16 protein-coding genes are annotated in these 17,778 nt (G+C 37.4%); 15 read left to right on the top strand and 1 reads right to left on the bottom strand.

The genetic code is table 11. The features are described 5' to 3' along the window. Nucleotides 1-10: 10 nt before the first annotated feature. The 14 genes from ACFSFY_RS14170 (at nt 11) to ACFSFY_RS14105 (ending at nt 16,513) form a co-directional block, all read left to right on the top strand. A complete protein-coding gene (locus ACFSFY_RS14170) occupies nt 11-808 on the top strand; it encodes a serine hydrolase (RefSeq protein ID WP_381539120.1) in 798 nt (265 codons plus the stop codon). A 12-nt stretch (nt 809-820) separates the two neighbouring features. Beyond that, nucleotides 821-2,134 (top strand): hypothetical protein, encoded by a 1,314-nt coding sequence (locus ACFSFY_RS14165; protein ID WP_381539118.1) that lies wholly within the window; start codon nt 821-823, stop codon nt 2,132-2,134. Further along, on the top strand, nt 2,124-3,239 hold the full coding sequence (locus ACFSFY_RS14160; protein ID WP_381539116.1) for a mandelate racemase/muconate lactonizing enzyme family protein: 1,116 nt from the start codon (nt 2,124-2,126) through the stop codon (nt 3,237-3,239). The genes ACFSFY_RS14165 and ACFSFY_RS14160 overlap by 11 nt, the downstream gene beginning before the upstream one ends. A 63-nt stretch (nt 3,240-3,302) precedes the next feature. After that, nucleotides 3,303-4,538 (top strand): M20 family metallo-hydrolase, encoded by a 1,236-nt coding sequence (locus ACFSFY_RS14155; RefSeq protein ID WP_381539115.1) that lies wholly within the window; start codon nt 3,303-3,305, stop codon nt 4,536-4,538. A 766-nt stretch (nt 4,539-5,304) separates the two neighbouring features. Further along, complete coding sequence (locus ACFSFY_RS14150; RefSeq protein WP_381539113.1) at nt 5,305-6,921, top strand: ABC transporter substrate-binding protein; 1,617 nt, start codon at nt 5,305-5,307, stop codon at nt 6,919-6,921. A gap of 92 nt (nt 6,922-7,013) precedes the next feature. Then, on the top strand, nt 7,014-8,387 hold the full coding sequence (locus tag ACFSFY_RS14145; protein WP_381539111.1) for a CapA family protein: 1,374 nt from the start codon (nt 7,014-7,016) through the stop codon (nt 8,385-8,387). 73 nt (nt 8,388-8,460) lie between these two features. Beyond that, nucleotides 8,461-9,792 carry a hypothetical protein gene (locus ACFSFY_RS14140; RefSeq protein WP_381539109.1) on the top strand — a complete coding sequence of 444 codons (1,332 nt, stop codon included), beginning with the start codon at nt 8,461-8,463 and terminating at the stop codon, nt 9,790-9,792. Between the two features lie 181 nt (nt 9,793-9,973). Then, the gene (locus ACFSFY_RS14135; protein ID WP_381539636.1) at nt 9,974-11,350 is read left to right on the top strand and encodes a M20 family metallopeptidase; all 1,377 of its coding nucleotides are present in this window, start codon (nt 9,974-9,976) and stop codon (nt 11,348-11,350) included. A gap of 76 nt (nt 11,351-11,426) precedes the next feature. Continuing rightward, entirely contained in the window at nt 11,427-11,768 is a 342-nt protein-coding gene (locus tag ACFSFY_RS14130; RefSeq protein ID WP_381539107.1) for a cupin domain-containing protein, read from the top strand. A gap of 334 nt (nt 11,769-12,102) precedes the next feature. Next, a complete protein-coding gene (gene dpaL, locus ACFSFY_RS14125) occupies nt 12,103-13,329 on the top strand; it encodes a diaminopropionate ammonia-lyase (RefSeq protein WP_381539106.1) in 1,227 nt (408 codons plus the stop codon). Between the two features lie 225 nt (nt 13,330-13,554). After that, complete coding sequence (locus tag ACFSFY_RS14120; RefSeq protein WP_381539104.1) at nt 13,555-13,797, top strand: hypothetical protein; 243 nt, start codon at nt 13,555-13,557, stop codon at nt 13,795-13,797. A 544-nt stretch (nt 13,798-14,341) separates the two neighbouring features. Then, the gene (locus ACFSFY_RS14115) at nt 14,342-14,584 is read left to right on the top strand and encodes a hypothetical protein (protein WP_381539102.1); all 243 of its coding nucleotides are present in this window, start codon (nt 14,342-14,344) and stop codon (nt 14,582-14,584) included. After that, a complete protein-coding gene (locus ACFSFY_RS14110; RefSeq protein ID WP_381539100.1) occupies nt 14,584-15,936 on the top strand; it encodes a tripartite tricarboxylate transporter permease in 1,353 nt (450 codons plus the stop codon). Before ACFSFY_RS14115 ends, ACFSFY_RS14110 begins: the two co-directional genes overlap by 1 nt. A 157-nt stretch (nt 15,937-16,093) precedes the next feature. Further along, the gene (locus ACFSFY_RS14105) at nt 16,094-16,513 is read left to right on the top strand and encodes a zinc-binding metallopeptidase family protein (RefSeq protein WP_381539098.1); all 420 of its coding nucleotides are present in this window, start codon (nt 16,094-16,096) and stop codon (nt 16,511-16,513) included. 1 nt (nt 16,514) lies between these two features. Here the strand turns inward: ACFSFY_RS14105 and ACFSFY_RS14100 are convergent, their stop codons facing one another. After that, nucleotides 16,515-16,898 (bottom strand): VOC family protein, encoded by a 384-nt coding sequence (locus ACFSFY_RS14100; protein ID WP_381539096.1) that lies wholly within the window; start codon nt 16,896-16,898, stop codon nt 16,515-16,517. A 236-nt stretch (nt 16,899-17,134) separates the two neighbouring features. Here ACFSFY_RS14100 and ACFSFY_RS14095 point away from each other — a divergent pair, with 236 nt between their 5' ends. Further along, nucleotides 17,135-17,539 (top strand): GNAT family N-acetyltransferase, encoded by a 405-nt coding sequence (locus tag ACFSFY_RS14095; protein WP_381539095.1) that lies wholly within the window; start codon nt 17,135-17,137, stop codon nt 17,537-17,539. Nucleotides 17,540-17,778: the final 239 nt, after the last annotated feature.

Raw genomic sequence — 17,778 nt, 5'->3', positions numbered from 1 at the left:
AGGTGTGATGATGTTGAACTTAGATGATCTGAAGGTTGTATTAACAGATGTTGTAACTAAAAGCTCTGGTGAAATATCACTGGCTTTTAGTTCAGACGAAGGTGAACTATTCATCAATGAAAATGAAATAATGAAAGCTGCAAGTGTCATTAAGCTACCCATATTAATCGAATCTTTCCGCCAGTTCGAACAGCAAAAGATTGATATTGATGCGATAATAAAAATAGAGAATGCGCAAAAGGTTGGCGGAACGGGAGTCATTAATTATTTAACGGACTCCAATACGTACAGCTTCCGTAATTTATTGGAACTGATGATGATTGTCTCTGACAATACAGCTTCTAATATCGCCTTGAAAACAGTAGGTATGGATTGTGTGAATAAACTTTCGGAAGAGATTGGTTGTGCCAATACAAAATTCGAAAGATTTTTCATGGATTTTACAGCTGTCGAAAATGGTTATGAAAATAAAACAACTGCGGCAGATATGATGAAGTTCCTGAAGGTTGTTGGAAATTCAAATGTCGAAATAAGTGATGCCAGTAGACATCAAATGTTGAAAATAATGGGCAATCAACAGTTTACTAGTAAAATACCTGGTTATAATTATGCTGATTCTGGATTTACTTTCTATAATAAAACAGGAGAACTTCCAGGGATTGAGCATGATATTAGTATCATTCAAAAGAACGGAAAGACCGCTTACCTTGCAATACTTACAAAGGGATGGCCTGATAACGTTACGGGTAAAAAGACGATTTCATTACTTGGTAAAGAAATTATTAATTATATGAATTTATTGTCATAGGGGATGTTGAAAATGAGTGTGAAAATCGCGGTAATTGGTTTGGAGTCATCTATAAATAGGCTAGAGAACTATGCCAAGGATATGGATGATGTTACGCTTGTTCCTTTTGTTTATAAAAATGCAGAGGAGAGTAAACATTTAATTCATAAGACTCAACTATGTGATGTCATTCTTTTTACAGGCCCGATTCCTTTTCTCTACGCTACAGAAGAATTAAAAGAGATTAGTATTCCAGCTGTATATGTTCCTTATGATGAATTTATGGTGACTACTTCGTTTTTTAGGTTAAAGAACGAGGAGAATCAAAAACTACAAAAATTTTCAATTGATATTATGAATGAAAGCCACGTTATAGAAGTCATGAATGAACTTGAACTTGAAAATAAAGATACGTACATGTATGGGTTTGGAAATGACGAGAAACTAGATATTGGAAATATTGTAAAGTTCCATTTGAAATTATGGAATGAGAAAAAGATTGATTATGTTCTTACGACAATTAAAGAAGTTGAAACTACGTTAATAGAAAAAGGTGTCTTATGTTATCGGATGAAGATTCCAAATAGGAATTTAGAAAGAGCAATTGAAGAGGCCAAAATGAAAGGTGAGTTAAAGGTTAGTAAAAGCTCACAAATAGTTGTAGGTATTATTAAAGTGAAAAACTTTGATAATATTATTACAGAAAAAGGTGAATTTTACGGTCAAGAACTGCTCTTAAGACTCCATCAATTATTACTTAACTTTAGTCACAGTGTATATGCTTCTATTATTAATAACGGTAACAATAACTTTGTGATTTTTGGAACTAGGGGAATTCTTGACTATGCTACAAATAATTATCAGGACTTTCCACTTGTCCGTGATATCGAAGATGAATTAAAAGCAGCTGTCAATTTTGGGTTCGGATTTGGTTTAACAGCCAATCAAGCGGATAGGAATGCAAAAATGGCCTTTAGACAAGGAAAGCTTTCTGAAGGAAGTAGTTGCTATATAGTGGATGAATTTAGTGAAGTTATTGGTCCTTTAGGGGATCGAAAAATCAATGTTAATTCAAAACTATTCAGAAAAATGACTGAAGTTACTGGGTTTAGCAATGAAATGATAATTAGATTATCCGAGTTTTATCATCTTCGAAATAATACGCCTTTCTCTGCAGAAGTTTTAGCAGATTATAATAATGTAACAAAGCGGAGTGCAGAACGAATGATTCGTAAACTATTGGACAATGAAGTAGTAAGCATTGTAGGCGAAGAAAAGCCTTATCAACAAGGGCGTCCGAGACAGTTATACCAATTTAGTATGGGAGATGAATTGAGTGTTAAGTAAAATAGTGAAAGTAAACACGTATATAATAGAAGTACCTTTACAAAACGAATGGAAGATATCGCTTTATGCTGCAAATACTAGAAGGCATGCGATAACGGAAGTAATAACCTCCGATGGTATTCGAGGTTATGGTGAAGCATCGCCTTCTCCAGCATTTATGGGTGAAACTGCAGATACAGTTAAGTTAGTAAATGATCTCTACTTAGGACCCGCTGTTTTAGGTAAGGGTGTTAATGAATTAAGTATAATCCATGAACAAATGAATGCAGTTATTCATGGACATAGTGCGGCAAAATCTGCGGTTGATATCGCGATTCACGATGCTTGGGGTAAAACCCTGAACCAACCTGTTTATGAATTAATTGGTGGAAAGTATCGAGATGAAATTCCACTTGCATATGTAGTTGGTATAAAGGATGACCAAAGTGCTTATGATGAAGCGATGCAAAAAATAGAAGAAGGCTTCTCTGTTATTAAAGTAAAGGTTGGTAGAGAACCCAAAAGAGATGTTCACTTAGTTCAGTTAATCAGAAAAGCTATAAGTGATTCTAAAAAAGAAGTTAAAATTCGATTAGATGCTAACCAAGGCTATAATGTTCCAGATGCAATCCGTGTAATCAGGGAATTGGAGACAACGGGTGAGCTTGAGTCAGTGGAACAACCAGTTAAAAAGTCTGATTTAAAAGGACTAAGAGACATTAGAAGAGCTGTAGATACACCAATCATGATTGATGAAACAGTTTTTGGTCTTGAGGAAGCATTGTTCGCAATTCAATATGAATGTGCTGATATTATTAACTTGAAAATTTGTAAGGTGGGCGGTATTCACCAATCTAAAAAGATTGCAGCGATTGCTGAGGCCGCGGGTATTACGTGTGCAATTGGGAGTAATCTAGAACTCGGTATTGGAATTGCTGCAAGTATGCATGTAGCTGCAAGTACACCTGTAATTAGTAGGCATAATGATTTCATCTGTGGTGCATATCTCCATACACATGACTTAACCACAGTTCCCGCGAAAGACTTGGTAAGTGATGGAAAAATGAAAGTAGTTAATGGCCCTGGATTAGGAATTGAGTTTAATATGGATCTTATTTCTAAGTAACACGCTGATACATTCAATATAAATTTATTTGAATGAATTATTGATTTAGGAAAGAGGTATTCTATGAAAATCAATATAGATAGACTTATGCAAGAGATCCAGGACTATGGTAAATATGGAGAAGAGCAGAATAATGGGATAACACGTCCTAGCTTTTCAGATGATGATTATATAGTAAGAGAACTGTTTATTAATCAATTGGAAGCGTTAAATTTATCTGTGAAAGTAGATCCAATTGCGAATATATGGGCCACTTTAAAAGGTAATGGTAAATCGGACTCTCCAATCGTTATAGGGTCCCATCTAGATACCGTGCCTAACGGTGGTAAATTTGATGGGGCGTTAGGTGTTCTCGTTGCTAAAGAAATAATTCAAACGCTACAAGATAATCATGTATCTCTAAAACATGATTTAGAAATCGTATCCTTTACAGCTGAAGAGCCAAATGATTTTAATTTGTCAACAATGGGAAGTCGAGCACTGACTGGAAAACTGAGTTATTCAGAGTTGGTTAAAGCGATGGATTCAAATGGAGTAAAGTTGTCTGATGCTGTATTGAAAGCGGGAGGTAATTTAGAGGACCTTTCGAAAATTAAGAGAGATGATTTAGCAGCCTACATTGAATTACACATTGAACAAGGAAAGAGGCTTGAGAAACAGGATCTTTCGATTGGGATTGTGGATCAAATCGTAGGCATATATCGAGACAAGATAGAAGTGCTAGGCGAACCAAATCATTCAGGAACAACGATGATGGAAGACCGAGTAGATACATTAGTGGCGGCAAGTGAGATGGTCATTGCCGTAGAGAAGGTTGTTTCTAAATTTAACTCTGATGCAGTAGCGACGGTAGGTAAGTTAGATAATTTTCCAAATGCTGCGAACATTATACCTGGACGAGTCGATTTCATCTTAGAAATCCGGTCGTCAAGTAAACAAGAGCGCGCGGAAATAAGAAAAAAGATTTATAAGGAATTCGCACTTATTCGAGACCGGCGTAAAGTGAAAATCAACATTGAAACAATATTAAATCAAGAAGAATGCACATTTGACGGAGATATTGTTCAATACCTCCAACGCGCAGCCGATTCATTGGGAATCCCTTATACAACCTTTGGTAGCATGGCTGGGCACGATGCTACACACATGGCTGATAATACAAAATCAGCGATGATCTTTGTGAAAAGCATCGATGGTAAAAGCCACTGTCCTGAAGAATACAGTCGTTTAGATGATATTGAAATAGCTGCAAACACATTATTACAAGCTGTTTTGATAGCGGATAACGAATTGGACTAAGATGCTATTCTCGAAGTATTTAAAACTATGTCTATAAAGAGGAAGCCCTACAATGAAAAGTTTTTTATTTTTCTCTATTTGTCGTGATAGATGAACGCGACAAGGTATGAACTATATAAAACCGAATAACTGCATGCATAAATCAATTTGAAAAAGAGCGTCCATTTGGGCGCTTTTTTGTTTGTTCTGGATTCTATGAAACGCAAGTGTTAGGCACCAATATCATTATGGATTTCAGAATGGTTTAGTTCAAAAGTGTATGAAATGCGCACAATTAAAATAATATTATGAATCTTTCGGAAATAGTATTGACATAACCCGAATACTTAGTTTATAGTAAGTGTTAGTTAGCGAAAAGTTGTATATTATTGTCGTTAAGTGAGGATTCTGAATGGGGAAATATTTAAAAGTAAGTGTTTCATCAATCAGGACTGTTTAAAAAAGGGGGTAGTTTGAAACTTTGATAAAACACAAACAACATATATACGCAATGTAGAAAACTAAAGACTAATAGAACTGTTTTAATTGGGCGAGTACGTCAAGTGAGTCCTAAGAATGATAGTAGATCTTTTTCAGTAATAGCTTTGTATTCGTAATTTGACTCAAACAGAAGTTACTTTATATGGAAATGAATATGTGAAATATAAGTTCGAATCTGTAATTAATTATCACTGTAGACCTTTCGTTTAGTACACAATCATTGAAGCAATATTAGCAATTAATCTATTTTGAAATGCTTTATGTTGTCATAAAAAGGAGTGAGGTAATGGGAAAGAAGAAAAGTTGGTTATGGATATGTCTATTGTTCATTTTGTGTTTGATTATTAGTGCGTGTTCGGGGGAAAAGGATCAAGATGTAGATGCAAAAGAGGACGACACACAAGACGAGAATGATATAACTGAAGAAAATAATCCTACTCGAGGCGGCACACTTAGCTTTGCATTCAATGCTCAACCGCCTACCTTAGACCCTGCTGCTACAACTGCGACTGCGACACGTGATATATCTAGAAATATTTTTGAGCAGCTTGTTACGTTTGATAGCAACATGAATGTGCAACCTATGTTAGCAGAATCATTTGAAGTAGATGTTGAAGGGAACAAGGTAGTTTTTAAACTACGAGAAGGCATAAAGTTTCATAATGGAGAAGAAATGACTCAGGAAGATGTTATTGCATCTATGGAAATGTGGGCTGGAAAGTCAGCCCAAGCCAAATCCTTTTTGGAAGGGATTACATTCGAATCAGGTGATGATAACACAGTCGTTGCTCAACTCGAAAAAACAGGTTCAATTGATATGTTTGTCTTTGCGGACGTCACACAAATAGCAGCCATTATGCCGAAGGAAATTGTGGAAGCTGCTACTGAAAGTGGAGTTACTGAATATATTGGGACTGGACCTTACAAATTGGAAGAATGGCGACAGGATCAACATATAAAGTTGACACGATTTGAAGATTACCAATCTCGTAATGAGCCAGCAGATGGTTTGTCGGGTGAGAAAAATGCCTATGTTGATGAAATTGTTTTTGAATTCGTAACAGACCCATCTACTCGTGTATCGGGATTACAAGCAGGTAATTATCATATAGGGAACTTCATTCCTTATGATAATGCGGAACAACTAGAGAAGGATACTGAAGTTGAAAACAGTATAAATCAAGCCTCTTTTCCTGGTATTGTCTTTAATAAAAAGCAAGGGTTATTCAGTAATATACTTATGCGTAAGGCGGTTGCTGCTGCATTAAATATAGAGGATTTGATGTTTGCAACTTATGGAAACGAAAAATTCTTTGGCTTGAATCACGAGCTAATGCTTAAGGAACAAACGGATTGGTATACTGACGCAGGAAGCGATCAATATAACCAAAAAGATCCAGAAAAAGCAAAAAAACTTTTAGAAGAAGCTGGATATAAAGGGGAAGAGATAAGAATTCTGACTTCCCGTGAATATGACGATTACTATACTATTGCTGTAGTTACTCAACAACAACTGAAAGAAATTGGTATGAATGTCACTCTTGAAGTTTATGATTGGTCATCAGTTCTTGAAAAAAGAGCAAATCCAGATGCGTATGAGATGTTCATAAGTGGTTGGGCTTTAAGACCAACTCCAATTCAATATCCTTTTTTAGATTCTCAAGCCGAATGGCCTGGGTGGACAGCAAGTGATGAGATGGACCGACTTATTGAAGAAATAATAAATGCAACCAACCAAGAAGAAATAGTAGCGTTAACTGCAGAATTCCAGAAAGAGTTCTGGGACTATCTACCGATAATCAAACCCGGTAATAGTGTAGAAATATCATCGTATCGTACAGAGATTGAAGGGTTTGATTATTTAGTTGGACCTATACTGTGGAATGTTACCATTAACGAATAAAAAAGTAGGGGGGAATTGCTGACAATCCCCCTCCCTAGTTTAATTTTTAACTGTAAATAACTTATTCTAATTGGAAAAAGGAGCAGAAAATCTTGAATACCGCGAATGAAAAATTAAGTATAGCGCTTACGGGTGACAGTATTATTTCACGTCCTATATCTGTTCACAAAGATGAAAAGACAATCGCTCTATACAATAAAATAAAAGAGGCAGATGTAGCTTTTACAAACTTGGAAGTACTGCCTAATGATTTCACTGGCTATCCAGCAGCCCGGAGTGATGGCGCTCATTTTGCTGCGCATTCATATGTGATGGATGACTTAAAAGAATTAGGTATCAATTTATATTCATGTGCGAACAATCATGCATTGGATTATGGGGTAGAGGGTCTACTCTCTAGTATGGCTGAACTAGACAAAAGAAGTCTTTCGTATGCTGGAGTCGGAAGAAATCTTACCGAGGCGAGAATGCCTGTTTACCACACTACATCTGAAGGTACAGTGGCCATGATTGCTTGTACTTCCACATTTTTTGAAGAACAAGCTGCAGGAGAAGAGAGACCGGAAGTACAAGGAAGACCAGGAGTAAATCCTTTAAGATTTGATGTTGAATATGAAGTGACGGAAGAACAAATGAAGTCTTTAAAAGAAATATATGAAGACTTAGGGCTTGAGGCACACCGACGTGAATTTATTCACTTGGGGTTTGGATCTGAGCCGGAAGACTCCGAGATACTACCTTTTACCGATTCAAATTTACGTGTAGCAGGAACTTTAAACGCCAACTTTCGTACTGCAAATTCAGCAAAGGTTAGAACTAAGCCGAATGAAAAAGACATGAAAGATATTTGTAAATGGGTAAAAGAAGCTAAATCCAGAGCAGACGTCGTAATTGTAAGTTTACATGCCCATGAGCAAGGAGAGTCTAGGGAACATCCAGCTGAATTCATTAGAGAGTTTGCACATACTATTATAGATGCAGGGGCGGACATGATAGTAGGTCACGGACCACATTTACTGCGTGGGCTAGAAATTTACAATGAAAAACCTATTTTCTATAGCCTCGGTAATTTTATTGGTCACAATGAACTAATATATAAGCTACCATATGATTCCTATAATCGATTTAAAGTGGACCCCTCTTTAACTCCAAGTGAAGTATTTCACTTGCGTAGCGATGGGGGGAAGAGAGGGTTTCCGGGTAACGATATTTATTGGAAAAGTATTATGCCGGTTTGCCATTTTGAAGCCGGTAAACTTAGTAGCATTGAAATATTTCCGGTGTCTTTAACAAAAGGAGATGTTCCATTTAAAAGAGGGCGGCCTTATTTATCTGAAAAAGAGGCTGGGAAAAAAATCTTAGAAAGTTTTAGTGAATTATCAACTGAATTTGGCACAATAATGAAAATCGATGATTCAGGAAAAGCGATTGTGAATCTTTCATCAAAAATACCAAGTTCAATATAATTCGTTTGACTCTACTTAGTTTATACTAAGATGTGTGAACAGTCTTACTAAAACTTATAGGAGGGTCATCATCATGAAGATTCGTATCGCTGCTTTTGGATCGGATTCTATGATTGAAAGAGTAAGCCGGTATGTACCTCATTTTCAAGGGGTTGAATTGATACCATACGTATATGAAACTATTGAAGAAAGTATAGAGTTAGTACGCAGTGCTAAAGGTGTTGACGTTCTTCTTTTTACAGGTTCAATACCATACACATTATCTAAACACGTGTTTGAAGAAAAAGGGATACCTGCAGTTTACGTTCCACTTGACGAATATGTTGTTGTACTCACTTTGTTCAACGTGAAATATCATTTACGGCATAAGAAATTCTCTCTTGATATTTTAGATAATGTTGATATTTATGAGATATTTGGCGAGGTTGGCTTAGACCATGAAGATGTATATATAAAGAATTTAAGTACTATTAATGATCATGAAGGAAAACGAATTTATGAAGAAATTATACAATTTCATGAAAAACTATGGAATGATGGGAAAATAGAAATTGCAGTTACTTGTATTAGTATCGTATATAAAGCACTTAGTAAAAAGGGTATTCCTGTAATTCGAATGAACCATCCACAAAAAACAATTAAAGATACATTTAGACAAGCGATGATGCTTGGAAAATTGGAAGTTAGTAAGAAAGCACAAATCGTAGTAGGAATTGTTTCCATAGATAATTATCAATCACACGTAATTGAGAAAGGTAATTATTTTGCAGAGAGTAATTCCTTATTACTGCACCAATTGCTCCTGGATTTTAGTACTGAGATTGATTCTTCGTTGCAACAGGTCGGAAAGGATAAATTCATTATTTACGGGACAAAAGGGTCATTCGAAATAATTACAAACAATTACAATGACCTTTCTGTTCTTTTTAAAATAAAAAAGCTTATAGATATGAAAGTAAATGTTGGATTTGGATTTGGATTAACAGCAAAAGAAGCGGAATATAATGCCCAAATTGCTCTGCACTATTCATCTGAAAGTAAAGATAAAACGTGTGCTTATATCATGAATGTTGATAAAAGTCTGCTAGGACCGTTAACGCAAAGTACAACAGAAAATACTCAGGGTACAGAAGAAAAGTTTGATTTTGACTATATAATTGAAATAAGCACTAGTAGTGGTATTAATATGAAAAATATTCGGAAGATAGTTGAATTTTGTAAGCTAAGAAACTATAAATCCTTCTCAGCAACTGAACTTGCCGAATATATGCAAATCAGCCGCCGCAGTGCAGAACGTTTTACGAAAATCCTATTAGACTCAAATCATTTGAAAGTTGTAGGAGAAGAACGTGTTTCTCAAATAGGCAGGCCAACAACATTATTTGAACTTATTGTAAAAATCTAAGCTTGTACAGCTTAGATTTTATTTTATAATACTCGACTTATTCTGATGCCATATGAAGTTTTCGTGCAGATAAAGACTTGTGAAGTAGATTTAAATATGAATCGAGGAGTGACGGTGTATGCTGAAAGTGAAATCGGTTGTTAAGACTTATCTAGATGAGAACAGGAGCAAATTTGAAGAAATAAGCAAATACATTTGGGACCATCCCGAAACACGGTTTGTGGAGTTTGAATCGGCAAAATATCTTGCAGATACATTGGAAGCGGAAGGATTCAAAGTTGAAAGAAATGTCGCTGGAATTAGCACAGCTTTTGTGGGAACGTTTGGTGAAGGTGCTCCCTATATCGGTTTTCTCGGTGAGTTTGATGCATTGTCCGGCCTAAGTCAGAAAGCGGATGTAACTGAGTGCGAATCGCTAGAGGGCGATGACGTGGGGCATGGTTGTGGCCATAATCTTCTTGGAACAGGTGCTTTATCTTCAGCGTTTGCTGTGAAAGCCTATATGGAGGAAAAAAGTCTTCCTGGAACGATACAGTTTTTCGGATGCCCTGGAGAAGAAGGTGGTTCTGGTAAGACATTTATGACTCGGGATGGGATATTCGATCATCTTGACATCGCATTGACGTGGCATCCATCAACCGTGAATGCTGTGATGAGTTTGTCTTCACTTGCGAATTATCAAGTTTATTTCCGGTTCAAAGGGGTTACTTCCCATGCAGCTATTTCACCACACCTAGGACGTAGTGCACTTGATGCAGTTGAATTGATGAATGTTGGAGTCAACTACTTAAGGGAGCATGTCATCCCAGAAGCGCGTATGCATTATGCAGTGACCAATACGGGCGGTTTTTCTCCAAACGTCGTACAAGCGGATGCAGAAGTTCTTTACTTAATTCGTGCACCAAAAGTTAGTGAAGTTGATGAAATCTACAAACGTGTATGCAAAATTGCAGAAGGGGCAGCTCTTATGACGGAAACAAATTTAACGATTGTCTTTGACAAAGCATGTTCGAATTATATACCGAACCGTGCACTTGAAGAAATTTTATTTGATAAACTGGTGGAAGTCGGTCCGGGTGAGTCTTCCGAAGCTGATAAAACCTTTGCCAAAGGGATTTGGAATTCTTTATCAGAAGTTGAGCAGGATAGTTCTGTCGACTTGATGAAGGGATTTGGTTATTCAGGTGACGGTACTGAATTTGAAGGTAAATATTTATGCGAAACAATTTCTCCATATGTCGCCACTGATGGAATTCTTCCTGGATCTACAGATGTAGCTGATGTAAGCTGGGTTGTTCCGACTGCACAATGTACAGTATCTACATCAGCAATTGGCACACAACTCCATACGTGGCAGATGGTCGCACAGGGAATCAACTCATTTGCACATTCTGGAATGTTGCGTGCTGGTGAAGCAATGGCTCTGACGGCAATTCAAATTCTTGAAGACCCTGAACTACTAGGTCCTATTAAAGCTGAACATGCGTTAAAGCTTGCAAAGACTCCTTATGTTTGCCCAATTCCTGAAGGTGTAAAACCGTCCGGACTGAGAAGTTAAGGCTTGAGATGGCCAAGATGGCTGTAGATATTTTAGAGGCATAATAGGGGTTAACATAAAGAGGAGGCATATAAAGATGGAGAAACAGGATGAAAATAGTATGAAGTTATTGGTTAGTAGGGGTGATGCCCCCAGTGTTCCAGATCGGGCCGCAAAAGGTGCGGTATCGAGATGGCTTCAGACTGATTCAGTTCGCATGCGCTTAATTACATTTCCTCCGGGATATGAAGGGGATCATGTTTGCTATAAAGGGCATTCAATTTATGTTATTTCAGGACTTTATAAAATGGATTTAGGCGATTCACAGTTGGAGTGGCGTGAAGGAGATGCCTTTATCATTCCGGACGATGTACCACATCGCTCATTCAATCCTGGTGAATCTGAAGCGAAAATAATTATGTTTGACAATCATACATGAATAATGAAAGATATTTACTGATTTTATAGATACTATCTCATAAGGCTGATCAGAATATTTTTTACAGGCCACCCTTAGTCAAGATTTGGCATCTTTGGAGTTTTATCAATCGAAATTTTTTTACATTTCGTAGGGTTTGATACAATTAATATCGGGCATTGTTGGCATTCTTCCTTAACCTTTACCTGTTTTTGTGTTCATACATTGACGGTTAAGGTTAAGTGGAGTGTCTAGCAAGTCCTGTTTTATGTACATGAGATTCCTATACATAGCTCATTATTATTCTGGTAACTATTTCAAGGGAACACAAAAAGTAGAAGTGGAGTGATATTTAATGGGTCAGTTATCCGATGGCGAGAGTACTTGGGTTATTAATCATGCCCGGTCTTCCGAATACAATGAAAAAGAATTATCCTATTTCAGTAAGGATGAAATCAATAAAGTATTGAAGTTTCAAAAAACTCATCCTTTATATACGAATACACCTTTAGAGTCTTTACCAAGTTTAGCAGATTATTTATCAGTCGCAGAGATAAGAGTGAAAGATGAATCTCAAAGATTTGGACTAAATGCATTTAAAGTTATGGGTGGAATTTATGCTATCGGAAAGTATTTAGCTGAGAAGTTAGGAAGAGATATTGAAAGTCTTTCATTTTCAGAATTACAATCATCTGAAGTGAGAGATCAACTAGGTGATATTACTTTTATTTCAGCAACGGATGGAAACCATGGTCGTGGAGTAGCCTGGGCGGCAAGAGAACTTGGTCAAAAGTCAGTAATCTATATGCCTAAGGGCTCTTCAAAACAACGTTTGAATGCGATTCGCGAGGAAGGTGCCACGGCGGCAATTACAGATGTTAATTACGATGAAACAGTTCGAATTTGTGCGAAGTTGGCTGAGGAGAACGGATGGGTAATGGTGCAGGACACTGCTTGGGAAGGCTACGATGAAATTCCGCTTTGGATTATGCAAGGATATTCCGCAATCGCTCAAGAAATTATTGAGGAGATGGAAGTTCAAAAGGAAAAGCCTCCCACTCATATTTTTTTACAAGCAGGTGTAGGATCTTATGCAGCTGGTATTGGAGCTTACTATACACAATATTACAGAGATGATCCGCCAAAAATCGTAGTTGTTGAATCGAATCTTGCAGATTGTTATTATCGTTCATTTTCAAATAGTACAGGTACTATGGAAATTGTATCCGGCGATATGAACACGATAATGGCAGGACTAGCCTGTGGTGAGCCAAATAAACGCGCATTTCGGATTTTAAAACAGTATGCATGGGCATCTTATTCCTGTGCAGACCATATAGCTGCCCTTGGAATGAGAGTTCTAGGAAATCCACTTCTAAATGACCCTAAAATTATTTCAGGTGAATCGGGTGCAGTACCTTTAGGTTTATTATTTTATCTTCGAGCATTCGAAAATCGTAAAGCATGTGAAGAATTACGATTAAATGAAACTTCTAGGATTCTACTTATTAGTACAGAGGGAGATACGGATTATCAATCCTATTTGGATGTAGTTTGGAAAGGTTTCTATCCAAACGAATAATAGATACAAAAAACTAGAGATTGTATAGTGTTGACAGAAAGGAAGCTACATTCAGTCTTTGGATTGTGCTAAGAGCTTGTCAGAATTACTAGCCACTCGGGCGAACACAACGAAAAGGTTGTATTGTCATTTACACATATGAATGTTTTCCCTCCTAAATTGTCCATAAAGGATATTTCACTCGATTTGTCGTATGATAGATGAAAGAAATAGGAGGGATTATTCATGACGAATGAACAAGAAAACAAACTATCGGATATGCTGTTGCAAAGTCTTTATGATTATCATTTTGCTAATGATGGTGGGAGTTATCACTTACCCAAAGCAATGGTAGAGGCAGAGCCCAGCAGCAAAATCGCTATTGATTATCTTATCGAACAGGACTATGCCGTAGATAATGGGCAAGGGACAGATAATCTAGTTTTATCCATAACACCACAAGGCATGGACTATATAAAAAACAAATAACTGCAAGCATCGATTCACAAAAAGAAGCGTCCATTTGGGCGTTTTTTTGTTTGTCTAGTCTGGGTGGTGACAGTCCCTTTTACAACTTCAACACTATTCATAATTGTCGAACCCCTTCGCGGCGTTAAATGTTGTAATGGTTTACTAGGTATACTTTTACTGTGAAGGAGAAGTTATACGACGTTTTATGCGCCAAATATAGGTCAGATTAAACAGGTCATGGATAAGAACAATTTTTTTGAATTGACCAAATTAACAATACGTTGAATACATCTTTCCAGTCAAGTGTCTTCCAGCCAAGTAAAAGGCAGGGAGGCACTTTTTTGTTTTAGGTACATAATCGAGATACACGCGACTAGCATATGTGAAAAAGTAGAAGGAGATAGGAATTTGTCGATTACATAGAAAACAGCTCGACTTATTGTTCTCTGTACTTAATAAATAGGATATACTTATGAAACACTTGTACATTCATCTTCAATGTGGCGAAATGAATGTATTCACGTTTCTTAAGGAACTTTGAATTGAAAAGGGGGATTTTAGTATGAAAGAGGTAAAAGATAAAAAGTATGTTGATATTTGGGGAGATAACGTAGATTTAAAAGATCTGTGTATTTCTATGGGAATCTCTATTCTTTTCACTCTTGGCGGTTTTTTGATTGCACCGGGCGAAGCCCCTCAGCCGTTAATCTTCGGACTGGTTGGGGGTTTGATTGCATTTGTCATCAACTTTTTTATCATTAAACCGAAAAGGACACTCACTGTTGAGGGAGAGGAGAAAAACTAATGGATGCGTCGATCATCATTCAAATGATACTAGCGAGTTTTGGGGCTGCGGTTCTCTATACCGTTATCGGAATCGCTCCTGGAACAGATGAAACCGCGGTTCTTGCGCCTGTTACATTGGCACTCGTTTTACTAGGGACATCCCCTTATGTAGTATTGGCTTTCTTCATGTCCGCAATTGTCGCAAAGAAGCTGACAGACTCAATACCAGTAGCCATCGCAGGTATCCCTGGGGGTGTAATGTCCGCGCCAATGGTCGAACATGCCATGGTTTTAAAGGAACATGGATTGCCGGATTTGAGTATTCGAAAAATGGCTTCAGGATCCGTTATTGGAACGATTATTGCAATACCAGCGAGTTTTTTAATTGCCAGCCTTATTCTTCCTATTGCAGGTAAAATCAGCGGTCATGCCGGACTTATTTTCTTTATTGGAGCAATATTCCTAGCACTTATGACGAAGAATAAATTATTATCCTTATCCATTATTGTTCCATTTGCACTTCTTATTCAAGGATTGCGTCATCTGTATTGGGGATTGGAAATTATTCCACCGACTCAAACCGTTTTCATTTCATTTTTCCTAGGAATTACGATCGGTCCAATCATCTTTAAGCTGTTTGAACTGTTGGATAAAGACTATCGAAAAGAGCAACCCGTACTTGGAAATAAAGAAATATATTTGAAAAAGTCGGCTCCCTTAAAAGGATTTCCGAATCCATTTAAAATCTTAACAAAAAAGGAAATAGGTACGGCTACCCTCGGAAGTATATTGGGAACCGCTACATTCTTTTTATCTCCTGTTGGAATGACGGTTTTTCTTGGGGAGTTTTTGACGCGACATATTAAAGATCCGATAAAGAGAGCTTCCCGAGCCATTTCAACAATGGATGCGCTCACGAATGCCTCTTATATTGCGGGTACTTTGGTTCCACTTCTTGCGATTGGATTGCCGTTATCTCCTATGGCCATCGGACCGGCAAGTGCGTTATTCAATGCACCGCCTGTCTTTACGCCGGAACATAATATTCATCATATCCTTTCAATGAGTGAAATTATGATAGTTACAATTATCGGAGCATCCATCGCAATTCTGGTCACCTATTACGCGACGATTAAATTCTCAAGTGAAATTAGTAAATTTGTCTTTAAAAAAGTTCCACACGAAGCATTGATTGGTTTATTCGCAGGACTTGTCGTAATGCTTGCCTATATGGACGCGGGTTGGATCAACATTTTCGGAGTGATGCTTGTTGCACTCGTATCGGGTCTTCTTCATAGACACGGCGTAAATTACGGTGTCATGTTCATGGTGTTGTACGCTGCACCGTGGTTATTGGGTTTGTTTGGTTAATACGAGTTGAGGAAGGTCACTGTATCCAATGGATATGGCGACCTTTTTTGATTGGTGCCGAAGGGTCTTCTGAAGCGTGAAGTCTGATATAATAGATTTATTAATTAATTATAGCTATCTGTACATAATTAATAGTGATATGAGGAGTGAAAAATGGATGAATATGTCGAAGATTGAAAAACTCACTGAGGATAAAAAAGAGGAATATTTGGAACTGCTCTTTACATTTTTGAGACAAAAGAGCATAAGTGCACAAAATATAGGGATGGACGAGGCTTCTCTAATGCTTCAGAAAATGATGGAGGAAGTAGGAATCAAAACGCAGCTGCTCCCTACAAAAGGTCATCCGGTTGTGTACGGTGAAATTATGAATGACCCTGCTTATTTCACATTGTTAATCTACGGTCATTACGATGTTCAAGCGGCGGATCCATTAGAAGAATGGGACAGTCCGCCATTTGAGCCAACAATCCGTATCGGCAAAATCTACTGTCGTGGTGCCGGTCTGTCGTGGTGCCAGTCACTCACACGATCCGGACACTATTCTGACAACGGTGTACTACTGTTGCTGATTTAAGTTAAATTCCTTTGTTGATTTCAATCAAATTCCCCGCGGGGTCACGAAAATAGGCAACACGCATACCCCATTCAGGTGCGTCATGTGGTTCCTTTACAAATTCAACATCCTTGTTTTTCAATTGATTGTACGTTGCGTCAACGTCATCAACTCTAAAAATGATGGCAACCCGATCATTAACACTGAATTCATGCGACGTACGCAAATCTTCAAGAGGTTCACTCACTATTGGAGGTTCCAACGCAATATTGATATCGCCCGTTTGAAACTCAGCAAACGGTGTATCTTCATTTTCATAAAGGACTTCAAGCCCGAGAATATCCCGGTAAAATAAAAAGCATTCTCGAATATTCGGCACTAATAAGCGTACATGTGAAATTTTCAAACGATTCCCTCCATAAAATATATTTTTCACTTACTATTTATTCTACCTGTTTCGTTCCGGTCTCGTAAATAGATTTTTTCGATAATATAGAATAGCTTGAATAACACAGTTGTTGGAGCGAGAGTAAATAGTGGGACAACGCAATATATCACGGATCAGTTCGGAAAGTACAAATCTTTAATTGAGATGAGTGAATGTAGCCAATGGATTTAAGATTATTTGAGAAGGATGACCTTTTGAAGTGTACTAGATTATTTGTTGATGTCTTTAATCAAGAGCCGTGGAATGATAAGTGGTCAGAAGAAATGGCTGAGAAGTATTTACTTGATTACACGAATACTCCCGGATTTCTGGGGATTCTTGCTGTCGAAGGGGACGTGATCATTGGATTTATTTTCGGCGCCCATAGGGTTTGGTGGAGTGGAAATGAATTCTTTATTAATGAAATGTGCGTAAATGCTGAGAAACAAAAAAACGGGATAGGATCAATGCTTTTGAATTATCTACTAAAAGAACTTGATTCAGAAAATGTGAGCAACTTATCGTTATTAACGGATAGAGGGATTCCAGCGGAGGCATTTTATAAGAAGAATGGATTTATAGAAATAGACAGATTAATGTTCTTAAGTAGGGACGTATAAGTGTTTGAACTGGTGGGGCCTTAACTTTTTTCCGTGAGCATAAAGTCACGTTTTGCGGATATGTATGTAAAAGGTGCGGATATAATGCTCGAACTGTCGGATATCCGTCCAAAAGGTGCGGATAAAAAATCTTGAAGTCAAGTCCATAGTCTTGTGTACTTTTCCTTAATCGTGTTTTCAACTTTTCACTTTGTATATAGAATTCACACGAAGCTAGATAACTCGCGACTTTACTTGGA

This window comes from Sporosarcina siberiensis (assembly GCF_042681925.1).
Classification (GTDB): domain Bacteria; phylum Bacillota; class Bacilli; order Bacillales_A; family Planococcaceae; genus Sporosarcina; species Sporosarcina siberiensis.
The sequence above is the reverse complement of the archived record's forward strand: the minus strand, read 5'-3'. Positions and strand labels throughout refer to the sequence as shown.